The sequence below is a fragment of the Streptomyces sp. NPDC033221 genome, from assembly GCF_055577005.1.
In genome coordinates this window covers 79826-106616 of the sequence record NZ_JBVIQN010000004.1, presented here as the reverse complement: position 1 = coordinate 106616, position 26791 = coordinate 79826, and the positions used below count along the sequence as shown (strand labels likewise).

General features: G+C 72.4%; 18 protein-coding genes. 13 read left to right on the top strand and 5 right to left on the bottom strand.

Annotated features, from left to right (window positions below; genetic code table 11):
- Positions 1 to 319 precede the first annotated feature (319 nt).
- Together ACZ53K_RS06295 and afsR are read right to left on the bottom strand one after the other, a co-directional pair.
- Positions 320 to 661, bottom strand: a complete 342-nt coding sequence (locus ACZ53K_RS06295) for a laminin G (RefSeq protein ID WP_468832475.1) — start codon at positions 659 to 661, stop codon at positions 320 to 322.
- 210 nt (positions 662 to 871) lie between these two features.
- A complete protein-coding gene (gene afsR, locus ACZ53K_RS06290; RefSeq protein ID WP_468832474.1) occupies positions 872 to 3814 on the bottom strand; it encodes an SARP-family global regulator AfsR in 2943 nt (980 codons plus the stop codon).
- A gap of 354 nt (positions 3815 to 4168) precedes the next feature.
- Here afsR and ACZ53K_RS06285 point away from each other — a divergent pair, with 354 nt between their 5' ends.
- The 8 genes from ACZ53K_RS06285 (at position 4169) to ACZ53K_RS06250 (ending at position 14280) form a co-directional block, all read left to right on the top strand.
- The gene (locus tag ACZ53K_RS06285) at positions 4169 to 5425 is read left to right on the top strand and encodes an amidohydrolase family protein (protein WP_468832472.1); all 1257 of its coding nucleotides are present in this window, start codon (positions 4169 to 4171) and stop codon (positions 5423 to 5425) included.
- A 128-nt stretch (positions 5426 to 5553) separates the two neighbouring features.
- The gene (locus ACZ53K_RS06280) at positions 5554 to 6360 is read left to right on the top strand and encodes an alpha/beta fold hydrolase (RefSeq protein ID WP_468832471.1); all 807 of its coding nucleotides are present in this window, start codon (positions 5554 to 5556) and stop codon (positions 6358 to 6360) included.
- Between the two features lie 58 nt (positions 6361 to 6418).
- Entirely contained in the window at positions 6419 to 6802 is a 384-nt protein-coding gene (locus tag ACZ53K_RS06275; protein ID WP_468832469.1) for a thiol-disulfide oxidoreductase DCC family protein, read from the top strand.
- 116 nt (positions 6803 to 6918) lie between these two features.
- A complete protein-coding gene (locus tag ACZ53K_RS06270; RefSeq protein WP_468832468.1) occupies positions 6919 to 7959 on the top strand; it encodes a TIGR03619 family F420-dependent LLM class oxidoreductase in 1041 nt (346 codons plus the stop codon).
- A 118-nt stretch (positions 7960 to 8077) separates the two neighbouring features.
- On the top strand, positions 8078 to 9214 hold the full coding sequence (locus ACZ53K_RS06265) for an LLM class flavin-dependent oxidoreductase (RefSeq protein ID WP_468832467.1): 1137 nt from the start codon (positions 8078 to 8080) through the stop codon (positions 9212 to 9214).
- A gap of 18 nt (positions 9215 to 9232) precedes the next feature.
- On the top strand, positions 9233 to 10963 hold the full coding sequence (locus ACZ53K_RS06260; protein WP_468832465.1) for an N-acyl-D-amino-acid deacylase family protein: 1731 nt from the start codon (positions 9233 to 9235) through the stop codon (positions 10961 to 10963).
- Positions 10960 to 12453 carry an aldehyde dehydrogenase family protein gene (locus ACZ53K_RS06255; RefSeq protein WP_468832464.1) on the top strand — a complete coding sequence of 498 codons (1494 nt, stop codon included), beginning with the start codon at positions 10960 to 10962 and terminating at the stop codon, positions 12451 to 12453. The genes ACZ53K_RS06260 and ACZ53K_RS06255 overlap by 4 nt, the downstream gene beginning before the upstream one ends.
- 237 nt (positions 12454 to 12690) lie before the next feature.
- Positions 12691 to 14280: an APC family permease gene (locus tag ACZ53K_RS06250; protein WP_468832463.1), complete on the top strand. Its 1590-nt coding sequence runs from the start codon at positions 12691 to 12693 to the stop codon at positions 14278 to 14280.
- Positions 14281 to 14464: 184 nt separating this feature from the next.
- On the opposite strand, the gene ACZ53K_RS06245 is transcribed toward ACZ53K_RS06250, so the two are convergent.
- Positions 14465 to 15622 carry a serine hydrolase domain-containing protein gene (locus ACZ53K_RS06245; RefSeq protein ID WP_468832461.1) on the bottom strand — a complete coding sequence of 386 codons (1158 nt, stop codon included), beginning with the start codon at positions 15620 to 15622 and terminating at the stop codon, positions 14465 to 14467.
- A gap of 132 nt (positions 15623 to 15754) precedes the next feature.
- On the opposite strand from ACZ53K_RS06245, the gene ACZ53K_RS06240 reads away from it, so the two are divergent.
- Positions 15755 to 16414, top strand: coding sequence for a TetR/AcrR family transcriptional regulator (locus tag ACZ53K_RS06240; protein ID WP_468832460.1), 660 nt, complete (start codon positions 15755 to 15757; stop codon positions 16412 to 16414).
- A 196-nt stretch (positions 16415 to 16610) separates the two neighbouring features.
- On the opposite strand, the gene ACZ53K_RS06235 is transcribed toward ACZ53K_RS06240, so the two are convergent.
- On the bottom strand, positions 16611 to 18131 hold the full coding sequence (locus ACZ53K_RS06235) for a CehA/McbA family metallohydrolase (RefSeq protein ID WP_468832458.1): 1521 nt from the start codon (positions 18129 to 18131) through the stop codon (positions 16611 to 16613).
- A 267-nt stretch (positions 18132 to 18398) separates the two neighbouring features.
- On the opposite strand from ACZ53K_RS06235, the gene ACZ53K_RS06230 reads away from it, so the two are divergent.
- The 3 genes from ACZ53K_RS06230 to ACZ53K_RS06220 all read left to right on the top strand — a co-directional run bounded on the left by ACZ53K_RS06230 (position 18399) and on the right by ACZ53K_RS06220 (position 25054).
- On the top strand, positions 18399 to 19223 hold the full coding sequence (locus ACZ53K_RS06230; RefSeq protein WP_468832457.1) for a TIGR03619 family F420-dependent LLM class oxidoreductase: 825 nt from the start codon (positions 18399 to 18401) through the stop codon (positions 19221 to 19223).
- Between the two features lie 221 nt (positions 19224 to 19444).
- Positions 19445 to 22087: a bifunctional FO biosynthesis protein CofGH gene (locus ACZ53K_RS06225; protein WP_468832455.1), complete on the top strand. Its 2643-nt coding sequence runs from the start codon at positions 19445 to 19447 to the stop codon at positions 22085 to 22087.
- A gap of 132 nt (positions 22088 to 22219) precedes the next feature.
- Positions 22220 to 25054, top strand: coding sequence for a tetratricopeptide repeat protein (locus ACZ53K_RS06220; protein ID WP_468832454.1), 2835 nt, complete (start codon positions 22220 to 22222; stop codon positions 25052 to 25054).
- A 20-nt stretch (positions 25055 to 25074) separates the two neighbouring features.
- On the opposite strand, the gene ACZ53K_RS06215 is transcribed toward ACZ53K_RS06220, so the two are convergent.
- Positions 25075 to 25335 (bottom strand): hypothetical protein, encoded by a 261-nt coding sequence (locus tag ACZ53K_RS06215; protein ID WP_468832452.1) that lies wholly within the window; start codon positions 25333 to 25335, stop codon positions 25075 to 25077.
- 219 nt (positions 25336 to 25554) lie between these two features.
- On the opposite strand from ACZ53K_RS06215, the gene ACZ53K_RS06210 reads away from it, so the two are divergent.
- On the top strand, positions 25555 to 26676 hold the full coding sequence (locus tag ACZ53K_RS06210; protein ID WP_468832451.1) for an ADP-ribosylglycohydrolase family protein: 1122 nt from the start codon (positions 25555 to 25557) through the stop codon (positions 26674 to 26676).
- The last annotated feature ends 115 nt before the right edge of the window (positions 26677 to 26791 follow it).

Below are 26791 nucleotides of genomic sequence, written 5' to 3'. Positions count from 1 at the left end.
GTGAGTGACGCTAGCTTCTGGTGAGGCCTGTGTTCGATCCCCCCGGCTGGAAACTGCCGTAAAAATGGAAAGTTTGCCTTACGTACCACCACGGATATGCCGCGGGGACCGGCTTCGATGGCTCCCCCCTCAGTGCCATCGAAACCGGCCCCCGCGATCCCCCGGATCCCCCCGGATCCCCCGATCCCCGGTTCAGCAGTCCTCCCCCGGATCCCCCGATCCTTGGACTGCTGACACCGCAGTGGGTCTTGTGTGGTGGTGCTCCCGGTACGGGCGGGCCGTTGTTTCCCCCCGTCGGCCCGCCCGTACGGGCGTCGCGCTACTTCGTCTCGGCGACGGGCTTGGCGTCACCCATCACGACCACGGTGCTGTCCTCGGCGGTCGGCTGACCGTCGATGATCGGCCGGTGGCTGTCCTCCGGCTTGATGGGCCGGTGGCTGTCCATCGGCTGGATCGGCCGGTGGCTGTCCATCGGCTGAATGGGCCGGTGGCTGTCCTCCGGCTTGATGGGCCGGTGGCTGTCCATCGGCTGGATCGGCCGGTGGCTGTCCTCCGGCTGGATCGGCCGGTGGCTGTCCGCCGGCTGTACGGGCCGGTGGCTGTCCAGCGGCTTGACGATGTCCCTGTCGTCGTCCTTTCGAGCCTGATTCTGAGAGCTCACGGTGATCAACTCCGTTGTTTGGGCGCAGTCGGCCCACCCGGCCGGCAACTCCCCCGTGGGTCGCCGGACGGATGGACCACGGCCGGGCACCTTACGGTGGGGCCTGGTCACCGAGCCGCTTGCCCCCCGAGGCGGCGGGTCGGTAATTAAAGACTGGCCCCTCGCGATGAACGATCGATAAACGCCTGAAGCCCACGGTCCGGGCGGCTTTTACACCAACGCGACAGGGGCGGTGAGATTGTGTATCTCCCCGTCCACGGGCAGGCTCATCTGTTCGTGAATGGACACGACTTCCTGCCAGCAGACTTTCGCGCGGCCGGTGTGCCCGATCTGGTTCAGGGCGTGCCCCAGTGTCGTCAGCGCGTCGGCCCGCCAGCGGCCGCCGCCGAGGCCCCGCAGGGCGGACAGGGCCTGCTCGGCGTAGTTGGCCGCGTTGGCCGGGCGGTGCGCCGCGAGGTCCACCTCGGCGAGCCGGAGGTAGGTCATGCCCTCCCAGAACCGCTGCCGGCTGTCGCGGAAGATGGCCAGCGCCTCGGTCAGCCGCTCGGCGGCCTCGTCGAGTCTGCCGGCCAGCGTCAGCGCCATGCCCAGCGCGTACATGCCGTTGCCGAGGCGGCGGGAGGCGCCGACCTCCTTCAGTGCGGCGATGCCCTGCTCGGCGAGCTGGATGGCGCTCTCGACGCGTCCGGTGTCGAGGTGCAGGCGCGAGAGGTTGCACAGCGCGCTCGCCTCGGACTGCTTGTTGTTGTTCTCGCGGAAGGCGAGCAGGGCCTGGTTCAGGTAGCCCTCGGCCGCCTCGTGGCGGTGCTGGATGCTGGCGATGATGCCCCGGTCGTTGGGGCCGTTGGAGGCGGAGAAGGAGTCTCCGGCGGCGAGCCCCAGCAGGGTGGCCAGCTTCGCGTGCTCGTCCGCCTCGTTGAGCCGCCCGGACTGGGTGTAGATGGGGGCCAACGACCAGTGGGCGCGGCCTTCCGCGTGCTGGTCTCCGGCCCGGCGCGCGGCGGCCAGCAGGGTGAGGCTGGCCTGCTCGTACTGGCGGTTGTTGGCGCCGGACTCGGCCATGTCCCGGGTGAGGAGCAGCAGGTCGACCGCGCGCCGCAGCACCTTCTCGCCGGTGTTCTGCAGCGCGCAGGCGATCAGGCAGCGGGTCTCGTTGAAGAGCCAGCTGAGCGCCTCGGTGCGGTCGGTGAAGACCAGCCCGGGGTAGTGCGGTGCCTCGGTGTGGTCGGCGAGGCGGTCGCCGGGGCGCTCCAGCGCGTACATGTGGGCGGCGGTGGACAGGTAGAAGTCCAGCAGCCGGGACAGGGCCGCCGCCCGCTCCTCCGGCGGCTGCTCGTCGCGCTCGGCGCAGGAGCGGGCGTAGAGGTGTACGAGGTCGTGGAAGCGGTAGCGGCCGGGGGCGGCGGACTCCAGGAGGGAGGTGTCGACGAGCGATTCGAGGAGTTCCTCGGCGTCGTCGGTCTCCATGTCGAGCAGGGCGGCCGCCGCGGCGAGCGAGATGTCGGGGCCGTCGGCGAGGCCGAGGAGCCGGAAGGCCCGGGCCTGGCGCGGCTCCAGCTGCTTGTAGCCCAGTTCGAAGGTGGAGTTCACGGCGAGGTCGCCGGCGCGCAGCTCGTCGAGCCTGCGGCGTTCGTCGGTGAGCTTGCGGGCGAGTACGGAGACGGTCCACGTACGGCGGGCGGCCAGCCGGGACGCGGCGATACGGATGGCCAGCGGCAGGAATCCGCAGGCGCCGACCACGTCCATGGAGGCCTCGCGCTCGGCGTTGACCCGCTCCTCGCCCACGATGAGCGCGAAGAGGGTGAACGCTTCGTCAGGGCTCATCACGTCCAGGTCGACCAGGTGCGCGCCGGCCAGGTCTATCATCCGGACCCGGCTGGTGATCAGCGCCGCGCAGCCGTCCGCACCGGGCAGCAGCGGGCGGACCTGGGCGGCGTCGCGGGCGTTGTCGAGGAGGGCGAGGACGCGGCGCCCGGCGAGGGCCGAGCGGTAGAGAGCGGCCCGCTCCTCGACGCCGTCCGGGATGGCGGTGCCCGGTGTGCCCAGCGCGCGCAGGAAGGCGCCCAGCACGGCTTCCGGGTCGGAAGGGGAGTGCCCGGCGCCCTGGAGGTCCACGTAGAGCTGGCCGTCCGGGAAGTGGGTCTGGGCGGCGTGCGCGACATGGACGGCGAGGGTGGTCTTGCCGACGCCGCCGATGCCGGTGAGCGCCGAGACGGCCATCACCCGGCCCTCGGCCGTGGCGAGCTGCTCGCTCAGTTCCGTGACGAAGGCGGTCCGTCCGGTGAAGTCGGCGACCGTGGCCGGAAGTTGCTGCGGACGGACGAAGACGGGTTCGCCCGGGTCCTGGGCTTCGAGCGGCATGGCGGGCGCGTCCAGTTCCGTGTCCGCGCGCAGGATGCGCTGCTGGAGGTCGGAGAGCGACGCGCAGGGGTCCACTCCCAGCTCGTCGGCGAGCAGACGCCGCGTATCGGCGTATACGGCGAGTGCCTCGGCCTGCCGGCCGCTGCGGTACAGCGCCAGCATGAGCAGTTCTCGCAGCCGCTCGCGCATCGGGTGGGTGGCGGTCAGCGCGGTCAGCTCCGAGACGGCCTCGCCGTGGCAGCCCAGTTCCAGTTCGAGCTCCAGGCGCGTCTCCATCAGGGACAGGCGCCACTCCTCCAGGCGGGTGCGCTGGTTCTCCGCGTACGGCCCGGCGAGGTTGGCCAGCGGCTCGCCGTCCCACAGTTCGAGTGCGGAGTCCAGGAGGTCCCGGGCGCGGCAGCGGTCGCCGGCGGCCTTGGCCTTCTCGGCCTCGGCCGCGTACTGCTCGGCGTGGTCCATGTCCAGGTCGAGCGGCTGGCTGTCCACCGGCCGGAGCGCATAGCCGCCGGCCTCGCTGACCAGGGTGTCCGCGTCGGCGCCGAGCGCCTTGCGGATGCGTGAGGCGTACGTGCGCAGCGCCGCGAGGGCGGCGTGCGGCGGTTCCTCGCCCCAGAGGGCGTCGACGAGTTCGGATGCGGTGGCGGTGCGTCCGCCCCGCAGGAGAAGGGCGGCCAGCAGCGCGCGCTGCTGCGGGGAGCCGGCCGCCAGTGGCGTCGCGCCGCGCCAGGCCCGTACGGGACCGAGCACGGTGAAGCGGAGCCGCTCCTGGCCCTGCCCCGGACCGTCGTCCATGGTGTCCCCCTGCCCTGTGCACTTCGTTCGCATCGGCCAGTCTGCCTTGTCGTAGCCCCTTACGTCAGTAGGGGTCCAGTCTCAGCACGGTCTCTCCACGCCTGGTGTTCGGGCTGGTGTTCGGCTGCGCGCCGGGTGGGGACACGGGCCTGGCGGCGGTGCGGATGCCCGTGCGGATGCGCGTGCAGCTGCCCGTGCGCGGTCCGCGGGTCCGCGCGGGTCCGAGCGTCGCTGCTCAGCCGCCTGCGCGGCCGCGCGGTGCCCGCGCCGGGCCGAGATCTGTGCTGTCTGCATGTAATCCCTCGCGTCCCAGCGTTGCTGACGGGTCGTCAGTTCGGCGCTACGGTAAAAAACATGGAGAGTTTTCCGAAGATAATCTCGGTGGACGACCACACGGTGGAGCCACCCAACGTCTGGCGGGATCGCCTCCCCTCGAAATATCACGACATCGGCCCCCGAATCGTCCGTGCTCCACTGAAGGAGATGACCTTCGTCGGTGGCAGATTCGCGCCGAAGATGGGCCGGCCCGGGGACGAAGGGCCGCTCGCCGACTGGTGGGTCTACGAGGACCTGCACCGCCCGCTGACCCGCCTGGACACCGCCGTCGGTTACGCCCGCGACGACATCAGGCTCGAAGGCATCACCTACGAGCAGATGCGCCCCGGCTCCTTCAGCGTCCCGGAGCGGCTGGCCGACATGGACGTCAACCACGTCCAGTCGGCCCTGTGTTTCCCCACCTTTCCGCGCTTTTGCGGTCAGACCTTCACCGAGGCCAAAGACCGCGAACTGGGGCTGCTGGGGGTGCGCGCGTACAACGACTGGATGGTGGAGGAGTGGTGCGGCCCGGCGGCGGGCGGACGCCTCATACCGCTCGGCCTCGTCCCGTTGTGGGACGCGGAGCTGGCCGCACAGGAGGTGCGCCGGAACGCGGAGCGCGGTGTACGGGCGGTCTGCTTCAGCGAGATTCCGCCACATCTGGGACTGCCCAGCATCCACACCGGCGACTGGGACCCCTTCCTGCGCGCCTGTGAGGAGACCGGGACCGTCATCGCCATGCACATCGGCTCCTCCAGCAGGATGCCGTCCACGTCCGCCGACGCGCCGCCCGCGGTCGGCTCCACGATCACCTTCGCCAACTGCTGCTTCTCGATGGTCGACTGGCTGATGAGCGGCGCCTTCGACCGCTTCCCCGGCCTGCGGATCATGTACGCGGAGGGGCAGATCGGCTGGATTCCGTACATCCTGGAACGCGCCGACGTGGTCTGGGAGGAGAACCGCGGCTGGGGCGGCGTCGCCGACAAGGTCCTGCGGCCGCCCTCCGAACTCTTCGCCGGGCATGTGTACGGCTGCTTCTTCGACGACGCCTTCGGGCTGCGCAACCTCGACGCGATCGGCGTCGGCAACGTCCTGTACGAGACGGACTACCCGCACTCCGACTCCACCTGGCCGCGGTCCAAGGAGGTCGGCGAGGCCCAGATGGGCCACCTGGCACCCGACGTGGTCGAACGGATCGTCCGCGGCAACGCCATCGACCTGCTGGGGCTGACGCCGGACGGGCTGTGGGCAGGGGCCGGGACGGGCGCCGGAGCGGGGCCGGGAGCGGAGGCGTAAGGCCGGCGCGCGCCCGTGCGGCACCGGCATACGGCGCGCGCCCGCGCGACATGACGCCTTCCGTGCACCCGGAACCTCCCCCTACGGACCGCCGTGCGGTCACGATGGGACCAGTGGAGGTGACGCACATGACGACGTTCGTGCTGGTGTCGGGCGGGTACACCGGAGGGTGGATCTGGCGGGAGGTGGCGGACCACCTGCGCGCGGCGGGACACCGGGCGCAACCGGTGACACTGACCGGGATGGGGGACCGCCGCCACCTGTCAGGTCCCGGCACCGACCTGAACACCCACATCGAGGACGTGGCGCAGGTGCTGGACCACGAGGGCGCGGGGGAGCCGCACGAAGCGGGCGAGACCGTACTGGTCGCGCACTGCTACGGCAGCTACCCGGCGCTGGCTGCCGCCGACCGCGACCCGGAGCGCATTGCCCGCCTCGTGTTCGTGGACGCCGGCCTGCCCCGCGACGGCGCCGCCGTACTGGACTCGCTGCCCGACCCGGCCGTACGCGAACGGCTGCGGCGCCGGGCCCGGGAACAGGGCGACGGCTGGCGCCTGCCCCCGCCCGCGTTCGACGAGACGGAGATCTGGGGCAGCCTGGCCGGCATCTCCCAGGACGGCCTGGACCGGCTGGCCCGCCTTGCCGCGCCGCAGCCGCTGGCCACCCTCACCCAGCCGGTCCGGCTGACCGGCGCCACGGCCGGGCTGCCCACGACCGGCATCTTCTGCACGAAGAACGTCACCAGCACCGCGGCCGTCCGCGCCCTGGTGGCCACCGGCGACCCGGCTTTCGCGGCGCTCGCCGACCCCCGGGTCGGCTTCTTCGACCTCGACACCGGGCACTGGCCCATGCTGTCGTGCCCCGGCGAGCTGGCCGACCTGCTGCTGCGGGCGGCGGCGGACGAGGGGGAGCGGATCGGGGCCGCCGCGGGCTGAGGGGAACGCCGTCCGGGGCGCCGCCGGACCGCCGCCGGCGCCCCGGCATGATGGGGGCATGAGGACACGACCCGTACTCGTCTACGACGGAGACTGCGGCTTCTGCACCACTTCCGTGCGGTTCGCCGAACGCCGCATCCGCCCCCGCTGCACCGTCACGGCCTGGCAGTTCACCGACCTGGAGGCGCTCGGCGTCACCCAGGAGCGGGCCGAGCACGAGGTCCTGTGGATCACCCCGGCCGGGCAGGTGTACGGCGGCGCGCAGGCGGTCGCCAAGCTGCTGATGAGCGCGCGGGGCGCCTGGGCCGTGCCCGGCGCGCTGCTGACCCTGCCGCCGTTCCGCCAGGCCGCGCATGCCGTGTACCGGCTGGTGGCCGACAACCGGCACCGGATGCCCGGCGGCACGGCGGCCTGCTCACTGCCGTCCCACCTCAGGCCCTGACTCCCGCGTACTCCCGCGTTCCCCGCCGCTCTTGTCCGATGTGCCGTCAGGCCGGACCATGACCCGAGGCCGGCGGGGACGGCCCGTCGGCCGGGCGTGCGGGGGTGGACGCGGACATGGACAGCGGCACGGAGCACGGCACACGGAACGACAGCGGCAGGGGCAGGGTCAGGGGCAACGACAGTGGCAGCGCCCCGGACGGGATACGGGTGCTGCCCGAGGGGCGCCTGTCCTACGGCATCCAGCTCCCCGTGCAGTCGCAGAGCGCCCTCTACGCCGAACCGTGGGAGGCCGGGGCCGGCCCCGCCGACCTCGTCGAGATCGCCCGGACCGCCGACCGCCACGGTTTCGCTTACCTCGCCTGCTGCGAGCACATCGGCATTCCGCGGCGGCTGGCCGCGGCGATGAGCACGGTCTGGTACGACCCGGTCGCCACCCTCGCCCACCTGGCGGCGGTCACCACCCGCGTACGGCTGCTCAGCCACATCGCCCTGGTCGGCCTCAAGCACCCGCTGATCAGCGCGAAGCAGTACGCGACACTGGACCACCTCTCGGGCGGGCGGCTGATCCTCGGGGTCGGCGCCGGGCACGTACGGGAGGAGTTCGACGCCCTCGGGGTGGACTTCACGCGGCGCGGCGCCCTGCTGGACGAGGCCGTCGACGCGCTGAAGGCGGCCCTGGGGCCGGAGGAGTTCCCCGCCTTTCAGGGGAAACGATTCGCCTTCGAAGGGCTGGGACAGCGCCCGCGCCCCGTACAGATACCGCGCCCACCGGTCTGGGTGGGCGGCTCGTCGCCCGCCGCCGTACGCAGGGCGGCCGTACGGGGTGACGGCTGGCTGCCGCAGGGCGACCGCCGGGACCGGCTCCCGGCGCAGCTCGCGATGGTGCGGCGGCTGCGGGAGGAGGCCGGTATCCGTACGCCCGCCGAGACCGGTGCCGTCACCGAGCCGCTGTACGTCGGCGAGCCCGCGTGGGACGTCGGCCGGCGCACCCTCGCCGGGGCGCCCGGGCGGCTGGCGGAGTCCCTGCGCGAGTACGGGGCGATGGGGGTGCGGCAGATCCAGGTGCGGTTCCGCAGTCGGAGCCGTACGGAGCTGACCGACCAGATGGCGGCGTTCGCCACCGAGGTGGCCCCGCACCTCGACACCACCGCCTGACCCGCTGCCTGATGGGCCGTCAGGTATTGACGCCCCGACCGCCCGGTGCGACAGTCGACCGCGAACTGACGGGGCGTCAGCTGAGGGCGTCGGAGCGGACGAGAGACGGTGAGTCCCCTTGGAATTCGGGCTGTTCGTACAGGGATATGTGCCCGCCGCGCGGGCGAAGACCGACCCCGAGGCAGAGCACCACGCGCTGATGGAGGAGACCGAGTACGTCATCCAGGCCGACCGGTCCGGGTTCAAGTACGCGTGGGCCTCCGAACACCACTTCCTGGAGGAGTACTCCCACCTCTCCGCCAACGACGTCTACCTGGGCTACCTCGCCCACGCCACCGAGCGCATCCACCTCGGCTCCGGCATCTTCAACCCGCTCGCCCCGGTCAACCACCCCGTCAAGGTCGCCGAGAAGGCCGCCATGCTCGACCACCTCTCCGGGGGCCGCTTCGAGTTCGGCACCGGGCGCGGCGCGGGCAGCCACGAGATCCTCGGGTTCATGCCGGGTGTGACGGACATGAACCACACCAAGGAGCTGTGGGAAGAGACCATCGCCGAGTTCCCGAAGATGTGGCTCCAGGACGAGTACGAGGGGTTCCAGGGCAAGCACTGGCAGCTGCCGCCGCGCAAGGTGCTGCCCAAGCCGTACGGTGCCGCGCATCCGCCGATGTGGTACGCGGCCGGCTCGCCGTCCTCGTACGCCATGGCCGGGCGCAAGGGCCTGGGCGTACTGGGCTTCAGCGTGCAGAAGGTCGCCGACATGGAGTGGGTCGTCGAGTCGTACAAGACGGCCGTCGAGGAGGCCGAGCCGGTCGGCGCGTACGTCAACGACAACGTCATGGTGACCTCCACCGCCATCTGCGCCGAGACCCACCAGAAGGCCGTGGAGATCGCGGTCGGCGGCGGCCTGAACTACCTCCAGTCGCTGCTGTTCCGCTACCACGACACCTTCCCGCGCCCCGAGGGCATCCCCGAGTGGCCGGAGCTGCTGCCCGAGTACACCGAGGAGATCATCGAGCTGCTGATCGCCGAGGAGCTGATGATCTGCGGCGACCCCGACGAGGTCTTCCGCCAGTGCAAGCGCTGGGAACAGGCCGGCGCCGACCAGCTCTCCTTCGGCCTGCCGATCGGCGTCTCGCCCGAGGACACCCTCACCACCATCCGCCTCATCGGCGAGCACGTCATCCCGAAGATCGACACGGACCCGGTCCACCGGACCGCCCGCTTCCGGCAGGGCGCCGCCGGGCCGGACGCCTGAGCGGAAGGGGCCACCGGGATGTACGACCACCTGATCAAGGGCGCCACGATCGTCGACGGCACCGGCGCCCCCGCGTACCGGGCCGACCTCGCCGTCCGGCACGGCCGTATCGCCGCCATCGGCCGGATCACCGACCCCGCCGGGACCACCGAGGACGCCCACGGCCTCGTCCTCGCGCCCGGCTTCGTCGACCCCCACACCCACTACGACGCCCAGCTCTTCTGGGACCCGTACGCCACCCCCTCCATGCACCACGGCGTCACCACCGTCGCGGGCGGCAACTGCGGCTTCACCCTCGCCCCGCTCAACCCGGACCGCCCCGGCGACGCGGACTACACCCGCCGCATGATGAGCCGGGTCGAAGGCATGTCGCTGGCGGCGCTGGAGCAGGGCGCGCCGTGGAACTGGTCCACCTTCGGCGAATACCTGGACGCCCTGGACGGCCGGACCGCCGTCAACGCGGGCTTCATGGTCGGCCACTGCGCGCTGCGCCGCCACGTCATGGGCCCCGACGCCATCGGCGGACAGCCCACGGACGCACAGCTGGCGGCCATGCTCCGGCTCTTCCACGACGCCATGGACGCGGGCGCCTGGGGCCTGTCCACCACCCAGTCCTCGACCCACGCCGACGGCGACGGCCAACCCGTCGCCTCCCGGCACGCCCGCCCCGCCGAACTCCTCGCGCTGTCCCGTGCGGTCGCCGACCACGAGGGCACCCAGCTGGAGGCGATCGTCGCCGGCTGCCTCGACCAGTTCGCCGACGAGGAGATCGACCTGCTCGTCGAGATGTCGGCCGCCGCCGGACGCCCCCTGAACTGGAACGTACTGACCATCGACAGTGCCGTACCGGAACGCGTGCCCCGGCAGCTGGAGGCGAGCGACCGGGCCCGTAAGGCGGGCGGCCGGATCGTCGCCCTCACCATGCCGATCCTCACCCCCATGAACATGTCGCTGGGCACCTTCTGCGCCCTCAACCTCATCCCCGGCTGGGGCGACATCCTCGCCCTGCCCGTACCGGAACGCATCGCCCGCCTCCGCGACCCGGCCGTACGGGAGGAGATGCTCCGGCGCGCGGCGAGCAAGGAGGCGGGCGTCTTCCGGCGGCTGACCGACTTCGCCCGGTACGTCGTCGGCGACACGTACTCCGCCGCCAACGCGGGACTCTCCGGCCGGGTGGTCGGCGACATCGCCGCCGAACGCGGCCTGGACCCCTTCCACACCCTGGTCGAGATCTGCGCCGAGGACGGGCTGCGCACCGTCCTGTGGCCGATGCCCACCGACAACGACCCGGCCAGCTGGGAACTGCGGCAGCACACCTGGCAGCACGAGGACGTCATGCTGGGCGGCTCCGACGCGGGCGCCCACCTGGACCGGATGTGCGGCGCCCCGTACACCACCCGCTTCCTCGGCGACTGCCTGCGCGGCCGGAAGCTGGTCGGGCTGGAGCAGGCCGTACGGATGCTGACCGACGACCCGGCCCGTCTCTTCGGACTGCGCGACCGCGGCCGTATTGCCGTCGGCCACCACGCCGACCTCGTCCTGTTCGCCCCCGAGCGGATCGACGCGGGCCCGGCCCGGCTGGTGCACGACCTGCCGGGGGACAGCCCGCGGCTGGACTCGGAGGCGGCCGGGATTGTGAGCGTACGGGTCAACGGCGTCGAGACGATCCGGGACGGCACGGTGACCGGGGCGGTGCCCGGGAAGGTGCTGCGGTCGGGCCGGGACACCGAGACGGTGCGGACGCGGTGAGCGCTTCCGGCACGACCGCACCGAGGCGCCCCGAGCAGCTGCTGATCGGCGGCGAGTGGACCACACCCGACAGCGGCCACTACGAGGTGATCGACCCGGCGACCGAAGAAGTCGTCGGACAGGCCGCGGAGGCGAGCCGCGACCAGGCGTACGCGGCGGCCCGCGCGGCGCGCGAGGCGTTCGGGCCCTGGTCGCGCACGGCGCCCGAGACCCGCGCGCGGGTCCTGGACCGCGCCGCCGAGATCCTGGCGCGCAACCTAGGCCCGTACACCCGGCTCGCGCAGGCGGAGACCGGGGCGACGACCGGCACCGCCCGCGCGATGCAGGTGGGCGTCGCCGTCGCCCGCCTCAAGCGGTACGCGCGCGGAGCACTGGAACCGGTGGAAACCCCCTTGCCCCCGCAGCTCAACGAGGCGGGCCCGTTCGGGAAGGCCGCAGTCCTCGGGGCGCTCGCGGTGCGCCGCCCCGTCGGCGTCGTCACCTGCATCACCTCCTACAACAACCCCTGGGCCAACCCGGCGGGCAAGATCGCGCCTGCCCTGGCCATGGGCAACACCGTCGTGGTCAAGCCCGCCCCGCAGGACCCGCTCTCCGTCCACCGCCTGGCCGAGGCGCTCCAGGAGGCGCTGAACGAGGCTGGCGCACCACCGGGCGTCGTCAACCTCGTGACCGGCAAGGACCCGGCGGTCGGCGAGGCCGCGGTCGACGCCCCGGACGTGGACATGGTCAGCTTCACCGGCTCCACGGCCGTCGGGCAGCGTATCGCCGAGGTGTGCGGACGCGGCATGAAACGCCAGCTCATGGAGCTGGGCGGCAAGGGCGCCGCACTGGTCTTCGACGACGCCGACCTGGACGCGGCGGTCGCCGGGATCGGCACCACGTACTCCTTCTACAGCGGTCAGATCTGTACGGCGCCGACGCGCGTGCTGGCCCAGCGCGGCATCCACGACCGGCTGGTCGAGCGGCTGGCCGCGTACGCCGGGCGGCTGAAGGTCGGCGACCCGGCCTCGGTGGACACCGTCGTCGGCCCGGTGATCTCCGCCGCGCACCGCGACCGCGTGGAGTGGTACGTCGAACTGGGCCGGAAGGAAGGCGCCCGCCTGGTCACGGGCGGCGAGCGCCCACCCCTCCCGCGAGGCTTCTACGTAACCCCCACCCTCTTCACCGACTGCACCCCCACCATGCGGGTCGTCCGCGAGGAAATCTTCGGCCCGGTGATCGTCGTCCTCCGCTTCGACGACGAGGAGGAGGCCGTGGCGCTCGCCAACGACAGTGACTACGGCCTGCTGGACTACGTCTGGTCCGGGGACGTGGCGCGCGCGTTCCGGGTGGCGGGGCGGCTGCGGGCGGGCGGGGTCGGCGTCAACACGGTCGGCCGGAACCTGGAGGCGCCGTTCGGCGGCTTCAAGCGGAGCGGCGTGGGGCGCGACGTCGGCTCGTACGCGCTGCACGCGTACAGCGAGACGCAGGCGGTGGTGTGGCCGGGGTGAGGCCGGCGCGGGACGGCGCGGGAAAATTTTGAAACGGGACGAATCGGGCGGTGCTGCGGTTCCCGCAGACCGGAACTCGATGGTACGACCTTCGAGTTACCGCTCGTAACGCGCAGCCAACCTTGCAAACGGTGACCGGTACGTGCGTCACACCTAACGAAGCGAGGAAATCGACGCCGCTCAGGGGTGGATCTTCAGCCCCCCGATGCGGAAACAGCAGCCCTTAACGTCCTGTTCATGGTTCAGGTAGACCCCCGGCCCAAGGCCGGAGACACGGTAACGAGGGCCGGTGACACGGCTGGTGACACGGCCGGTGGCGGCACCGGCGGGACCCGCGGAAAGGGCCTGAGCGGCAACTCCGTCGGCCTGCTCGGCAGCGCCGTCATCGGCATCTCGACCGTCGCCCCGGTCTACTGCCTGACCTCGACGCTCGGCCCCACCGTCGGCGAGGTCGGCCTCCAGATGCCGGCCGTCTTCCTCGCCGGCTTCCTGCCGATGCTGCTGGTCGCGTTCGCCTACCGCGAGCTGAACAAGGCCGTTCCCGACTGCGGCGCCTCCTTCACCTGGTCGGTGAAGGCGTTCGGCCCGCGCATCGGCTGGATGTGCGGCTGGGGCCTGGTGATCGCCACCATCATCGTCCTCTCCAACCTCGCCGGCGTGGCCACCTCCTTCTTCTACCTTCTCCTCGGCGAACTCACCGGCAGCGACGCCATCGCCGCGCTGGACGGCAACAAGGCCGCCCACGTCCTGACGTGCCTGGCATTCATCGCCCTCGCCACAGCCGTCAGCTACCGCGGCATGACCGCCACCAAGGGAGTCCAGTACGCCCTGGTCGGCCTCCAACTCGCGGTCCTGGCCGTCTTTGTGGCCATGGCTCTCACCAAGGCCGCCTCCGGCGATCTCCCCGGCTCCCTGCACTTCTCCCTCACCTGGCTCGACCCCTTCGCCGTCCAGTCCTTCTCCGCCTTCACCGCGGGGCTCTCCCTGTCGATCTTCATGTTCTGGGGCTGGGACGCCTGCCTGACCGTGAACGAGGAAACCGCCGGCAGCGCGAAGACCCCCGGCCGCGCCGCCCTCCTCGCCATGATCGTCCTCATCGGCTCCTACCTGCTGACCGCCGTGGCCGCCCAGATGTTCTCCGGCGTCGGCGCCAAGGGCCCGGGACTCGGCAACCCCGACACGGCCGACAACGTCTTCGCCGCCCTCGCCACCCCTGTGATGGGCCCGGTCCTCGGCGTACTCCTCTTCGTCGCGGTCCTCGCCTCCGCCGCCGCCAGCCTCCAGACCACCTTCATCCCGGTGGCCCGCACGGTCCTGGCCATGAGCGCGTACGAGGCGCTGCCGGCGTCCTTCGCCCGCGTCCACCCGCGCTTCCGGTCCCCGGGCCGTGCCACCATCGCGGCAGGCGTCGCCACCGGCGTCTTCTACGCCGGGATGACCTTCCTCTCCCAGAACGTCCTCGTGGACACCATCTACGCCCTCGGCCTCATGATCTGCTTCTACTACGCGATCACGGCCTTCGCCTGCGCCTGGTACTTCCGCCGCGAACTGCGCGCATCGACTCGCGACTTGCTCTTCAAAGGCGTCTTCCCGGCGCTCGGCGGCGTGCTCCTCACCGCCGTCTTCACCAAAACCCTCATCGACATGTGGAACCCGGCCTACGGCTCCGGCAGCTCCGTCCTGGGCGTGGGCTCGGTCTTCATCATCGGCGTGGGCCTGCTGCTGCTCGGCTTCATCCTGATGCTGGTCATGCGGCGACGCAGCCCGGCGTTCTTCCGGGGCGAGGTGCTGGGGCGGGGGACGCCGGTGTTGGTGGTTGAGGAGTAGGGGGCACGGCCGCGCTCAGGGGTGCGGCCGCGCCCGCAACCCGTCAGCCGCCCAGTACGGCCTTCAGGTCGCCCAGCCCCGGCCACCTGTCCCTTTGCGCCGTGCGGCGAGGGTGCGTGCCTGGGGGCACCTCCCAGCGGTAGCTGGGGGAGTCGCGATGCCGCGGAGATCCGTCAGAAGCGCCCTAGCCGAGCCTGTCGGCCGCGGCGTACAGCGCGCGGATCAGGCGGCCGTTCTCCGGGCCGGCGCCGTTGGGGAACGGGAACCGGCGGCGGCTGTAGCCGTAGGCAAGTCCGTTGCGCGGATCGGCGAACGCCTGCTGGCCGCCCGCGCCGCTGTGTCCGAACGCGCCCTGCCCCAGCACCGGATACACCTCGGACGTCGCATGGAAGCCGAGCCCGAACGCCTTGTGCTCGCGGGTGACCAGGTCGTGGCCGATGGAGTGGACCTGTGCGAATTCGGCAGTGGTGTCCGCCGTCAGCAGGGGCGCCAGACCATCCACCGGACCGGTCGCCACCGCGTACATCCGGGCCATTCCGCGAGCCGAGGCCACCCCGCCGAACGAGGCCGGCCCGGCGGCTCGTACCGCTCGGAAGTTCGGCAGGTCCCACAGCTCCGGGTTCTGCGGGTGCTGCCGGTTGTACGCGATCCCGGGCAAGGAGTTCGCGCCGGTCGCGCGCGCGGCCAGCTCGGCCAGCCGCTCGGGGGTCGGCAGCGCCGGCTGCGCGCTCAGGAATCGGGCTTCCTGGTCGCCGGGCAGTCCGAGGTGGAAATCCACCGCGTACGGATCGCGTACGCGCTCGGCGAAGTGCTCCTGAACGGTGCGCCCGGTGGCACGCCGTACCACCTCGCCGCTCAGTGCGGCGATCACCAGCGCGTGGTAGCCGAACGCGCTGCCGGGCCGCCAGTACGGGCGCTGCCCGGCGAGGCGGTCGGCGACGGTCCGGTCGTCGGTCAGCTCGTCGAGCGTGAATCCGTCGCCCGTACCGACCAGCCCGGCCCGGTGCGCCAGCAGCTCCCGCAGGGTGACGCGCTCCTTGCCCGCCACGCCGAACTCCGGCCAGTAGTGGCTGACCTTCCGGTCCAGATTCAGCACGCCCTCCTGTACGAGCAGGGCAACGACCAGATGTGCGGCGCCTTTGCTCGCCGAGTACGCGCCGAGCAGCGAATCACCGTTGATCTCCGGGCCGGTCCACAGGTCCACGACCCGCTCGCCGTGCCGGTATGCCACGAGCTGCGCGGCGAAGTCGCCGCCCTCCTCGGCCGTGACCGCGGCGAACTCGTCCCGTACCGACCGGAAACCGTCGGCGACGGTGCCCTGGGGTACGTCGTCCTTCGTCATCGCTTCCTCCCACGCCGTCGTGTGACCGTCCGGACGCGCCGGACACGACTCGACCCTAAGACGTTAGTAACCAGTGGTCACTAATGAATTCACCAAGCTCCCGCCAACAACCCGGTCCGTATAGTCATCGCCATGCCCGAGTCCGAGTTCGTGTCCGAGTCCACGACCGAGCCCGTGTCCGACTCCACGACCACCCGGCCCCGCCCGGGGCGCCCCGCGCAGCTCAGCCGCGAGCGCATCGTGGACGCGGCCATCTCGACCGGGAACCTCGACACGCTGACCATGCGCGCCCTCGCCGCCCGACTGAACGTCAGCCACGGCGCGCTCTACCGCTGGGTCAGCAACTGCGACCAGCTCATCGACCTCATCAGCGAGGCGATGGTCGAACGCATCCTGCCCGCCGAGGGACCGCCCGGCGGCTCCCACGACAGCCCCCACGACGGCTCCCGGGACTCCGACTGGCGCCCCTGGCTCGCCCGAGTCGCCTGGTCCATGCACGACCAGTTCCTCGCCGTCCCCGGCTACGCCACCCGCCTCTCCCGGCCGCACCGCCACAACTCCGAAGCCCTCGGACGGCTACGGCAGGACGTCGTCACCGCCTTCACGCACGCCGGAATCGAACCCGGACCGGCCGAGCAGAGCTGGTACATCTTCATCACCACCGTCGTCGGCTGGCTCGCCGCCCAGGAAACCCCACTCGACCTCGGCCACGGCGCCCCACGCTTCGACCTGTTCCTCGACACGTTGCTGAGGGGCCTGCCGGTAAGGGAACCGGGCGCGAAGCGCTGCTGAGTGCCGGGGTGTCGTCCGGCCACATGGTGCGGTGGTCGCGCTGTGGCTTCCGGCTGCGTGTGGGCAGGTCAGACGCGGCGGGCACGCACAGGCGGTACGAGTCGTCGCCGTAGGGCGGGCGCGGCGGCATCGGCGGGCGTACTTCCCGGGCCGCCCGGGCGACCGGTCGTCCGGCAGGGGGCGTGAGGCCTCGGCATCATCCTCGTCCCAAGAAGATCGGATTGGTCATCGCCGCCATCGCCCCCGGCACCCCCGCACCCGTAGCCGGATGGCGGATCTCCGCCCGTACGTACGTGGCCTTGGCCGGGGTGGTCTGCCAGGTGAGGGTGCCGGATGTGGGGAGCGGGGCCGTGAAGAGCTGGCCCTGGTCGGTGAGGAAGCGGGCTGTGGAGTCGGGGGGTGCGCCGGTGGCTTGGAGGCTGATGGTGATGGGGGTGGAGCTGGGGGCGGGGAGGCGGTCGCCGATGGTGGCGTGTTCGCCCTTGGGGCCGGTGGCGGTGAAGGTGAGGGTGACGGCGGAGGATTCGGCCAGGTAGGCGTGGCCTGCGCGGAGGCCGTCGAGGATGGCGGTGCGAGAGAGGTCGTCGGCGAGGACGACGGTCTGGGGGAGGCCGATGACGTCCGGGTCGCGGTGGGCGTCGCTGTGGCCGACGGCTGGCAGGAAGCGGCCCCGGTCGTGGGTGTGGGCGATGAGGGCGTTGTCCCAGTCGGCGATGGCCACCTCGTCGTCGAGGGTGAACGGGCCGTTCCAGACCTCGACCGCGTCTGCTTCGGTGTAGCCGAACTTCCAGTTGCAGCCGATGCAGGGGGCGTGCGGGTGGGCCGGGATGACCAGGCCGCCCGCGCGGCGGATGCGGCGGGCGAAGCGGGGGAAGGCGTCGTCGCGGGCGCGGTAGCGCCAGTCGATGAAGACGCCGGGGTCGGTGCCCATGGCCACCACGTGGCCGTTGCGGGTGGTGACTTCCTCGCCGGTGAGGATGAGCAGGTCGTCGCCCCACAGGCCGTCCCACGCGCGGTGCGACGACGTGGTGTTGTGCTCGGTGGTGGTGATGAAGTCCAGGCCGGCGGCGCGGGCGAGGGCGGCGATCTGGGCGGGGGTGCGCTTGCCGTCGGAGTGGAGGGAATGGATGTGGCTGTCGCCTCGGTACCAGGAACGGCCTCGGCCCTTGGCGCGTTGGGGTGGGTAGGTGAGGACGGGCGGGGTGCCGGGGGCGCCGGAGCGGAGGGTGATGGTTACTTCGTAGGCGAGGCCTTGTGGGGCGACGGTGTACGGGCCGAGGGCGATGTGCCAGGTGCCCGCGTTGACCGGGCCGGGGAGGTAGCCGGGTGTGGCGTCGTCGGCGCGCAGGAAGAACTCCGTGCGGGCGCCGCCCGACCAGCCGCGGAAGCCGCGTCCGCCCAGGTCCGTACCGCGTTCGTCGAAGATGCCGATGTCGCAGGCGTTGCCCGCGGTGCCGGGCGGTACGGAGGGGCGGTCGTACGTGTACGCGACGGCGATCTCGCGGACCCCGTGCGGGACTTCGACCGGGAGGTAGACGTAATCGGGCGCGCCGACGGGCAGCCGTCCGGTGACCTTGCGTGTGGTCTCACCGGTCCGGCCGCCGCCCTCGTCGGCTGCCGCGAAGCTCACACCGTTCAACGTAAGCGCCGCGGCGGCTCCCGTCACCAGGAGGGCGCGGCGTCCGGGCGGGCCGCTGGGTCTGTCGTCGTCGCACATGGGACATCGCTCCCGGGGAGGCGTGGCGGAACCGGCGTACGGAAACCCCCGCAGACCTTCGTGAGCCTGCGTCGTAAGCCTTCGCAAGCTTCCGTGCACCCTCGTATTGAGGCGTGAACGGGCGGGCAAGGGAAGAGGTCGGGCAGGAAACGCTCTCGTGTGGCGCACCGCGTGGCGTGTTCCGCGGCGACCGCACCGGCGCCTCATGGACGCTGCCCGTTCCCGGGGGTAGGAAGGGGGCACTGCCGACGCGGAGGTACGCCCAGTATGCGGATCTCGACCACGATTTTCCTGACCGACGAGACGATTCGGCCGGACCGGTTGGCGCGGGAGCTGGAGCAGCGCGGATTCGCCGGGCTCTACCTCCCCGAACACACCCATATCCCGGCCGGTCGCGACACGCCCGCGCCCATGGGCGAGCCGCTGCCGCGCGAGTACGGGCGCACGCTCGACCCGTTCGTGGCCCTGGGCCAGGCCGCCACCGTGACCGAACGGCTGACGGTCGCCACCGGCGTCACCCTCGTCGCCCAGCGCGACCCGATCGTGCTGGCCAAGCAGGTGGCCACGCTGGATTTCCTGTCGGGCGGGCGGTTCACGCTGGGCGTGGGGTACGGCTGGAACGTGGAGGAGGCGGCCGACCACGGGGTCGAGTGGTCGACGCGGCGCGCGCTGGTGCGGGAGCGGATGCTGCTGATGCGTGCGCTGTGGGCGGACGAGCCGACGGCGTACGAGGGCCGGTTCGCTTCAGTACGGGCCAGTCTGGCGCACCCGAAGCCGGTCAAGGGCGCGCCGCGCACCCTGCTCGGCGGCGCGGCGGGCCCCCGGCTCTTCGCGGGCATCGCGGAGTACGCGGACGGCTGGCTGCCGATCGGTGCGGCAGGGCTGGCGGAGGCGTTGCCGGCGCTGCGGCAGGCGTGGTCGGAGGCGGGCCGGGACGGCGAGCCGGTGGTGGTGCCGTGCGGGGTGCGGCCGTCGGCCGGGAAGCTGGCGCGGCTGCGGGATCTCGGGCTGGAGGAGGTCGTCGTGGGGCTGCCGCCGGCGGGCGAGGCGGAGGTACTGCGGACGCTGGACGAGTTCGCGCAGTATTTGTGAGCTGCGTGGTAAGTACGGATCTGTGAGCCGCGCGGTAAGTACGGGCAACTGGTCCTCCGTACGGGAGTGGCGCCCGATTTCCCGCGCATACGGGCATATCTCTCCCGCCCAGGCTGCCCGCCCGCGCCCCGGAGGGAACCTCCGTCTGACGTGATCAGTGGCACACCGTCGCAGGCCATCCGGTCGGCGGCACTGTCGGTGGTCGCTCGTATGCTCGTTGGATGACTAGCAGCGCGCAGGTACCCGGGCAGGGGACGGACCGGGTGGCGGTCCCCACCGGCACCTCCTCTTCCGCCACCGCCCCCACCGCCAACGCCATGCGCCGCGCCCTCAAGCGGGCCCGGGACGGCGTTGCGCTCGACGTCGGTGAGGCCGCGGTGCTGCTCCAGGCGCGCGGCGACGATCTGCGGGACCTGTGCGCGTCCGCGGCCCGGGTGCGCGACGCGGGGCTGGCGGCGGCCGGGCGGCCCGGTGTCATCACGTACTCCAAAAGCGTGTTCATCCCCCTGACGCGCCTGTGCCGCGACAAGTGCCACTACTGCACGTTCGTGACCGTTCCCGGCAAGCTGCGCCGCGCCGGCCACGGCATGTTCATGTCCCCGGACGAGGTGCTGGACATCGCCCGCCGCGGCGCCGAACGGGGCTGCAAGGAAGCGCTGATCACGCTCGGCGACAAGCCGGAGGACCGCTGGCCCGAGGCGCGCGAGTGGCTGGAGGCCGAGGGGTACGACTCCACCATCGCGTACGTGCGCTCCATCGCGATCCGCATCCTGGAGGAGACGGGGCTGCTGCCCCACCTGAACCCCGGCGTGCTGTCCTGGACGGACTTCCAGACGCTCAAGCCGGTCGCCCCGTCGATGGGCATGATGCTGGAGACCACCGCCGAGCGCCTGTGGAGCGAGCCCGGTGGCCCGCACCACGGCTCCCCCGACAAGGAACCGGCCGTGCGGCTGCGCGTCCTGGAGGACGCCGGGCGCTCCAACGTCCCCTTCACGAGCGGGCTGCTCATCGGCATCGGTGAGACCTTCGAGGAGCGCGCCGAGTCGCTGTTCGCGCTGCGCAAGGTGCAGCGCGCGTACCACGGCATCCAGGAAGTCATCGTGCAGAACTTCCGTGCCAAGCCGGACACGGCCATGCGCGGCATGCCGGACGCGGAGCTGGAGGACCTGGCCGCCACGGTCGCCGTCGCCCGGCACATCCTCGGCCCGTCCGGCTGCCTCCAGGCGCCGCCCAACCTCGTCGACTCCGAGTACGCGCTGCTCATCGACGCGGGCATCGACGACTGGGGCGGCGTCTCCCCGGTGACGATCGACCACGTCAACCCCGAGCTGCCCTGGCCGCAGATCGAGGAACTGGCCGAGAAGTCCGCCGCCGCGGGCTTCGAGCTGCGCGAGCGGCTGGCCGTCTATCCGGAGTACGTCGAGCGCGGCGAGCCCTGGCTCGACCCGCGCCTGCTGCCGCACGTACGGGCGCTGGCCGACCCGGAGACGGGGCTGGCCCGCCCGGACGCGGTGGTCGAGGGCCGCCCCTGGCAGGAGCCCGACGAGGGCTTCTCGATGAGCTCAGCGGGCCGTACGGACCTGCACCGCACCATCGACACGGACGGCCGCACCGCCGACCGGCGCGACGACTTCGACGAGGTGTACGGCGACTGGGACGCGCTGCGCGAGGCCGCCGCCCCCGGTATGGCGCCCGAGCGCATCGACACGGACGTCCGCGCCGCCCTGGCGCAGGCCGCCGACGACCCCACCAAGCTCGGTGACGACCAGGCGCTGGCCCTGCTGCACGCCGACGGCCCGGCGCTGGACGCGCTCTGCGGCATCGCCGACGACCTGCGCCGCGCCACGGTCGGCGACGACGTCACGTACATCGTCACCCGCAACATCAACTTCACCAACGTCTGCTATACCGGCTGCCGTTTCTGCGCCTTCGCCCAGCGCCGCACGGACGCCGACGCGTACACCCTGTCCCTCTCCCAGGTCGCCGACCGCGCCCAGCAGGCGTGGGACGTGGGTGCGGTGGAAGTGTGCATGCAGGGCGGCATCCACCCCGACCTGCCCGGCACGGCGTACTTCGACATCGCGCGGGCGGTCAAGGAACGCGTGCCCGGCATGCACGTCCACGCCTTCTCGCCGATGGAGGTCGTCAACGGCGCCACGCGCACCGGCCTGTCCATCCGCGAGTGGCTGAGCGAGGCCAAGGCCGCCGGCCTGGACACCATCCCCGGCACCGCCGCCGAGATCCTCGACGACGAGGTCCGCTGGGTGCTGACCAAGGGCAAGCTGCCCACCGCCACCTGGGTCGAGGTCGTAAAAACCGCCCATGAGCTGGGCATCCGCTCGTCCTCGACGATGATGTACGGCCATGTCGACCAGCCCCGGCACTGGCTCGGCCATCTGCGGCTGCTGGCCGAGATCCAGCAGGAGACCGGCGGGTTCACCGAGTTCGTGACGCTGCCGTTCATCCACACCAACGCGCCCGTCTACCTGGCCGGCATCGCCCGGCCCGGCCCCACCACCCGCGACAACCGCGCGGTCACGGCCATGGCCCGCGTCCTGCTGCACCCGCACATCCCCAACATCCAGACCAGCTGGGTCAAGCTCGGCACGGAAGGCGCCGCCGAGATGCTGCGCTCCGGAGCCAACGACCTCGGCGGCACGCTGATGGAGGAGACCATCTCCCGGATGGCGGGCTCCGGTTACGGCTCGTACCGCTCCATCCAGGACCTGATCGCCATCGCGGACGCCGCGGGCCGCCCGTCGCGCGCCCGCACGACGACGTACGGGCCGGTGGCCCCGGAGCGCGAGGCGGCGGCGCTGGCCTCGGACGGGCATCTGCCGGAGTTGCTGCCGGTGGTGGAGTAGCGGGAGAGGCCGGGAAGGGGGCAGCGGGGAGGGGCCGGGAAGCGGAGTAGCCGGGAGGTCCCGGGGGCGGCCGCCGCCCGCTACGGTTACGCCCGGAGCCCGCCGGGGGAGCGCGGGCCCGGGAGGTGAGCGGTGGACCGCAGACGGCTCTCGCGCCAGGAGCTGATCCGGGCCCGGCGCGGGGACGGTTTCGTCGGCCGCGAGGGAGAGCTGGCCGCGTTCCGGGCCAACCTCGCCCGGGACCCGGCCGACCCGGACTTCCGGTTCCTGCACCACCTGCACGGCCAGGGCGGCGTCGGAAAGACTTCCCTGGTGCAGCGTTTCGAGCAGATGGCACGCGAACTGGGCGCGCTGACCGTGTACGTCGACGAGTCGGTGCACAGCGTCCCGGAGGCGATGGCCGAGATCAGCGCCCGGCTCGGCCGCCAGGGCAGCCCGCTGAAGGCCTTCGACAAGCTGCTGGCCACCTACCGGGAGCGCCGGCACGAGGCGGAGGCGGCGCTCGCGGGCCCGGGGGAGCCGGGTGACAGGACGGCGCCGCCCTCGTCCGGCAGCATGATCGCCGTCCGGGTGGGCATGGCGGGCATCGGCCTGATCCCCGGCGCCGGGCCCCTCGTCGGCGCGGTGGACACCACTCAGGCCGCCCGCGGCACCGACCGGCTGCGCAGCCGGATCGGCGCGCGGCTGCGCAACCACGACGACGTACGGCTGGTGCTGTCCCCGGTCGAGGTGCTGACGCCGGTCTTCGTACGGGAACTGGGTGACGCCGCCGACGCCGTACCCGTACTGGCACTGTTCTTCGACACATACGAGGCGACCGGCCCGCTGCTCGATGCCTGGCTGCGCGACCTCCTCTTCAGCGACCGCCACGGCCCGCTCGCGCCGAACGTCATGGTCGTCCTCGCCGGGCGCGACGCGCTGGACCGCAACTGCTGGGCCGACCACCTCGAACACGTCGCGGACGTACCGCTGGACGCCTTCACGGACGCCGAGGCCCGCCGCTACCTGGCGGCCAAGGACATCACCGACGCCGACACCGTGGACGCCATCCTGCGGCTCTCCGGCGGCCTCCCGGTGCTGGTCTCGACGCTCGCCGGGACCCGCCCGCGCGCGGCCGACGTCGTGGGCGACCCGAGCGACACCGCTGTCGAGCGCTTTCTGAAATGGGAGACCGATCCGGTGCGCAGGGAGGCGGCGCTGGCCGCCGCCCTGCCGCGCAGCCTGGACGAGGACGTGTACGGGGAAGCGGTGGGCGCGGAGGCCGCCGGCGACTTCGGATGGCTGTGCGGGCTGCCGTTCGTGACCGGCCGGGGAGACCGGTGGCAGTACCACGAGGTGGTCCGTTCGGCGATGCTGCGCGTCCAGCGCCGCCGTTCGCCGCGCGTCTGGGCCGAGCGGCACGGGCGGCTGGCGGAGGCGGCGCGGAGAGGGCGGGAGGAGTGCGCGGGCGGCCGGGACGCGGGCGCGTGCCACCGGGACGAGCGGTGGCGGGAGCTGCGGCTGCGGGAGGTTTATCACGGTCTGTGTGCCGACCCGCGGGGGTTCCTGCCCGAGGCACTGTCCGAGGTGGCGGCCACCGCACAGTACGAGCCGCCCGCCGTGCGCCTGGTCGCGGAGACCGTCCGGCAGGCGGGCGAGGACGCGGACGCGCCGCAGCCCCGCGACTGGGGAGCGCGGCTGCTGTCCGCACTCGACGGGCCGGACGGCCTGGCACAGGCCCTCACCACGCTGCTCGCCCGGCCCGGTCTCGGCGTGCCGGAACAGGCGCTGGTCCTCCGCCTCCGTGGCCGTGAACACCGTAAGGCCGAGTCGTGGCCGCAGGCGTTCGCCGACTTCGACCGGTGCCTGGAGCTGGCGCCGGACGACGCGCACGCGCTGGTCGGGCGGGGACTGACCCACCGGTACCGGCGCGACTTCGAGCCCGCCGTCCGGGATTTCACCCGCGCCCTGGAACTCGATCCGCGCTCGGTCTCCGCGGCGTTCCACCTGGGCGAGGCCAACCGTCTCATGGGCCGGTACGAGCGGGCGCTGACCGCGTTCGACCGGCCGCTGGAGCTGGACCCGCTCTACCCCCAGGCGCACGGCAGCCGCGCCGTCTGCCTGCGCCACCTGGGCCGCCACGAGGAGGCGCTGGCGGTGCTCGCCCACGCGATCGAGCTGTACCCGGACTACGCCTGGGCGATGGCCGAGCGGGGCATGACCTACCGCGCCATGGACCGGTACGAGGAAGCGCTGGCGGAGTTCGACCGGGCGCTGGCCGTCAACCCGTCGTACGCGTGGGCCGCCGCGGCCCGGGGGCGGGTGGCCCTCCTGGCGGGCCGGCTCACGGAGGCACTGGCGGACTTCGGCAGGGTCATCGCCCTGGAGTCCGTCAATCCCTGGGCCTTCGCCCGCCGGGCCAAGGCACATCAGCTGCTGGGGGCGGAGGAAGAAGCGCTCGCCGATTACGACAGGGCCCTGGCCGACGCCGACGGGACCACCGTGCCGGACGCCGCCCGGGCCGTCTTCCTGGCCGCGCGGGCCGGGTGCCTGCGCCGGGCGGGATGGCTGGACGCGGCACGCGAAGCCGTCGAGGCGGCGTCGGCCCTCGCGCCGGACGAGTCGCCGGTGCGGTACGAGTCCGCGCTGCTCGCCGCCGCAGTGGGCGGAGTACGGGACTCCGCGCCCGTCTGGGAGGCGCTACGGGGCGCGGAGATCCGGCCGCCGCACGGTGACGACCTCATGGGCCCCGCCGTCATCATGATCGTCACGCGGTGCGCGCTCGCCGACTGGGCCGGTGCCCGCACCGCGCTCGCCGGCCTGTCCGGCGACGGCGCCACCTGGGAGCGTGTGGCCGAGGCGGAGGCCGGGCTGCGGGACCTGACGGCCCTGTGGACGGAGCGGGACGCCACGGTCTCCGGCCAGCTGGGGGCCGTACACCGCGTACTCCTGCGGCAGCTGGCCGCGGCGGCCCCCGGGACGGCGTGACCGGGCGGACGCCCGTCACCTCACCCGTCCCCCGTCCCCGCCTCCGCCTCGTGCTGGAGGATGCACTGCTGCCACTGGGCCAGTGCTTCCGCGCGGTCGCCGCCGGTGTCCTCGGCGGCGGAGATGAGCGCGTCGGCGGCCATCGCGGCCAGCCGGACGGTGACCTGGCACACGTCCCGCTGGGAGAGCGGCCGGAGGAGTTCCACGGCACCGTCGCTGTCACCGGCCAGGGCGCAGGCCACGGTGGCCATGGCGGTGCGGTCCCACTCGAAGTCGGGCATGGGAGGAGCATTCCCCCGGCATGCCGGTCGTATGGCCTCGGTGTGCAAGGGGCACGACTGTGCTGAACGGGACCGTAGTAATCAAAAGCCTCCTCCGGGGTGACTGTTCGCATAGCGTTCCTTGCCCGGAGTTGACTGTTCTTGGTCGATTACAGTGCTGCGGCAGGGGGAGCGTAAGGGCCCCATAAGGGATGTGGTGGGCCACGGGGAGGGACCGAAGTGAGCGCAGCGGCAGGCGGCACGGCCATCTGGGGCCGGGTCGAACAGCAGGACTTCCGCAGCCGGGTACGGGGCTGCCTGCTGGGCGGGGCGATCGGTGACGCGCTCGGCGCGGGCATCGAGTTCAGCTCGCTGGACGCGATCCGGGAGGCGCACGGCCAGGAGGGCGTGACGGACTACGTACCGGCCTTCGGACGGCGCGGCACGGTCACCGACGACACCCAGATGACGCTGTTCACCGTCGACGGGCTGATCCGGGCCCAGGTGCGGCGCGACACCGGCGCCTGGCACCCGCCCACCGACGTGCACCGCGCGTACCTGCGCTGGGCCGCCACCCAGCGCGACTGGGGACCGGACGAGCGCAGGAAGGACGACGGCTGGCTGGCGCGCGAGGAGTGGCTGTACGCGCAGCGGGCGCCCGGCCGGGCCTGCCTGTCCGGGCTCGGCGACGAGGTGATGGGGACGCTGGAGCAGCCCAAGAACCCCGGGTCCAAGGGCTGCGGCGCGGTGATGCGGTCGGCGCCGTTCGGGCTGCTGGTCGGCTGGGAGCCGCAGCTGGTCTTCCAGCTCGCCGTCGAGTGCGCCGCCCAGACGCACGGCCACCCGACCGGCTACCTCGCGGCCGGCGCCCTGGCGGTGATCACCCACTCGCTGGCCCGGGGCGAGGACCTGGACGGCGCGGTGCAGAAGGCACTCGCCCACCTGGCCACCCGGCCCGGCCACGAGGAGACCAGCGACGCGCTCAAGGAGGCGCTGGGTGCCGTACGGCAGGGGATGCCCACGGCCGCCCGCGTGGAGTCGCTGGGCGAGGGCTGGACCGCCGAGGAGGCCCTGGCGATCGGCGTGTACTGCGCGCTGGTCGCCGAGGACGTCCGGCACGGGCTGCTGCTGGCCGTCAACCACGGCGGTGACAGCGACTCGACCGGCGCCATCTGCGGCAACCTGCTGGGCACGCTGCACGGCGAGACGGCGCTGCCGCCCATGTGGCTGGCCGAGGTGGAGGGCCGTGCGACGATCCTCCAGCTCGCCGACGACTTCGCCATGGAGATGACGCAGGGCCCGGCCCTGCACGGGCCGGGGAATTCGGCGCCGGGGTGGCTGGAGCGGTACCCGCGTGCGTGAACCGGGACAGCCGATTCCGCGAAGTCGGTTACGGCCCAGGGGCATTCGCGATGTCCCGCTTTGGGGGAGCCTTGGTCGACAAACCCGCCCCGCCCGTGCGAGAACAGCCCAGGGG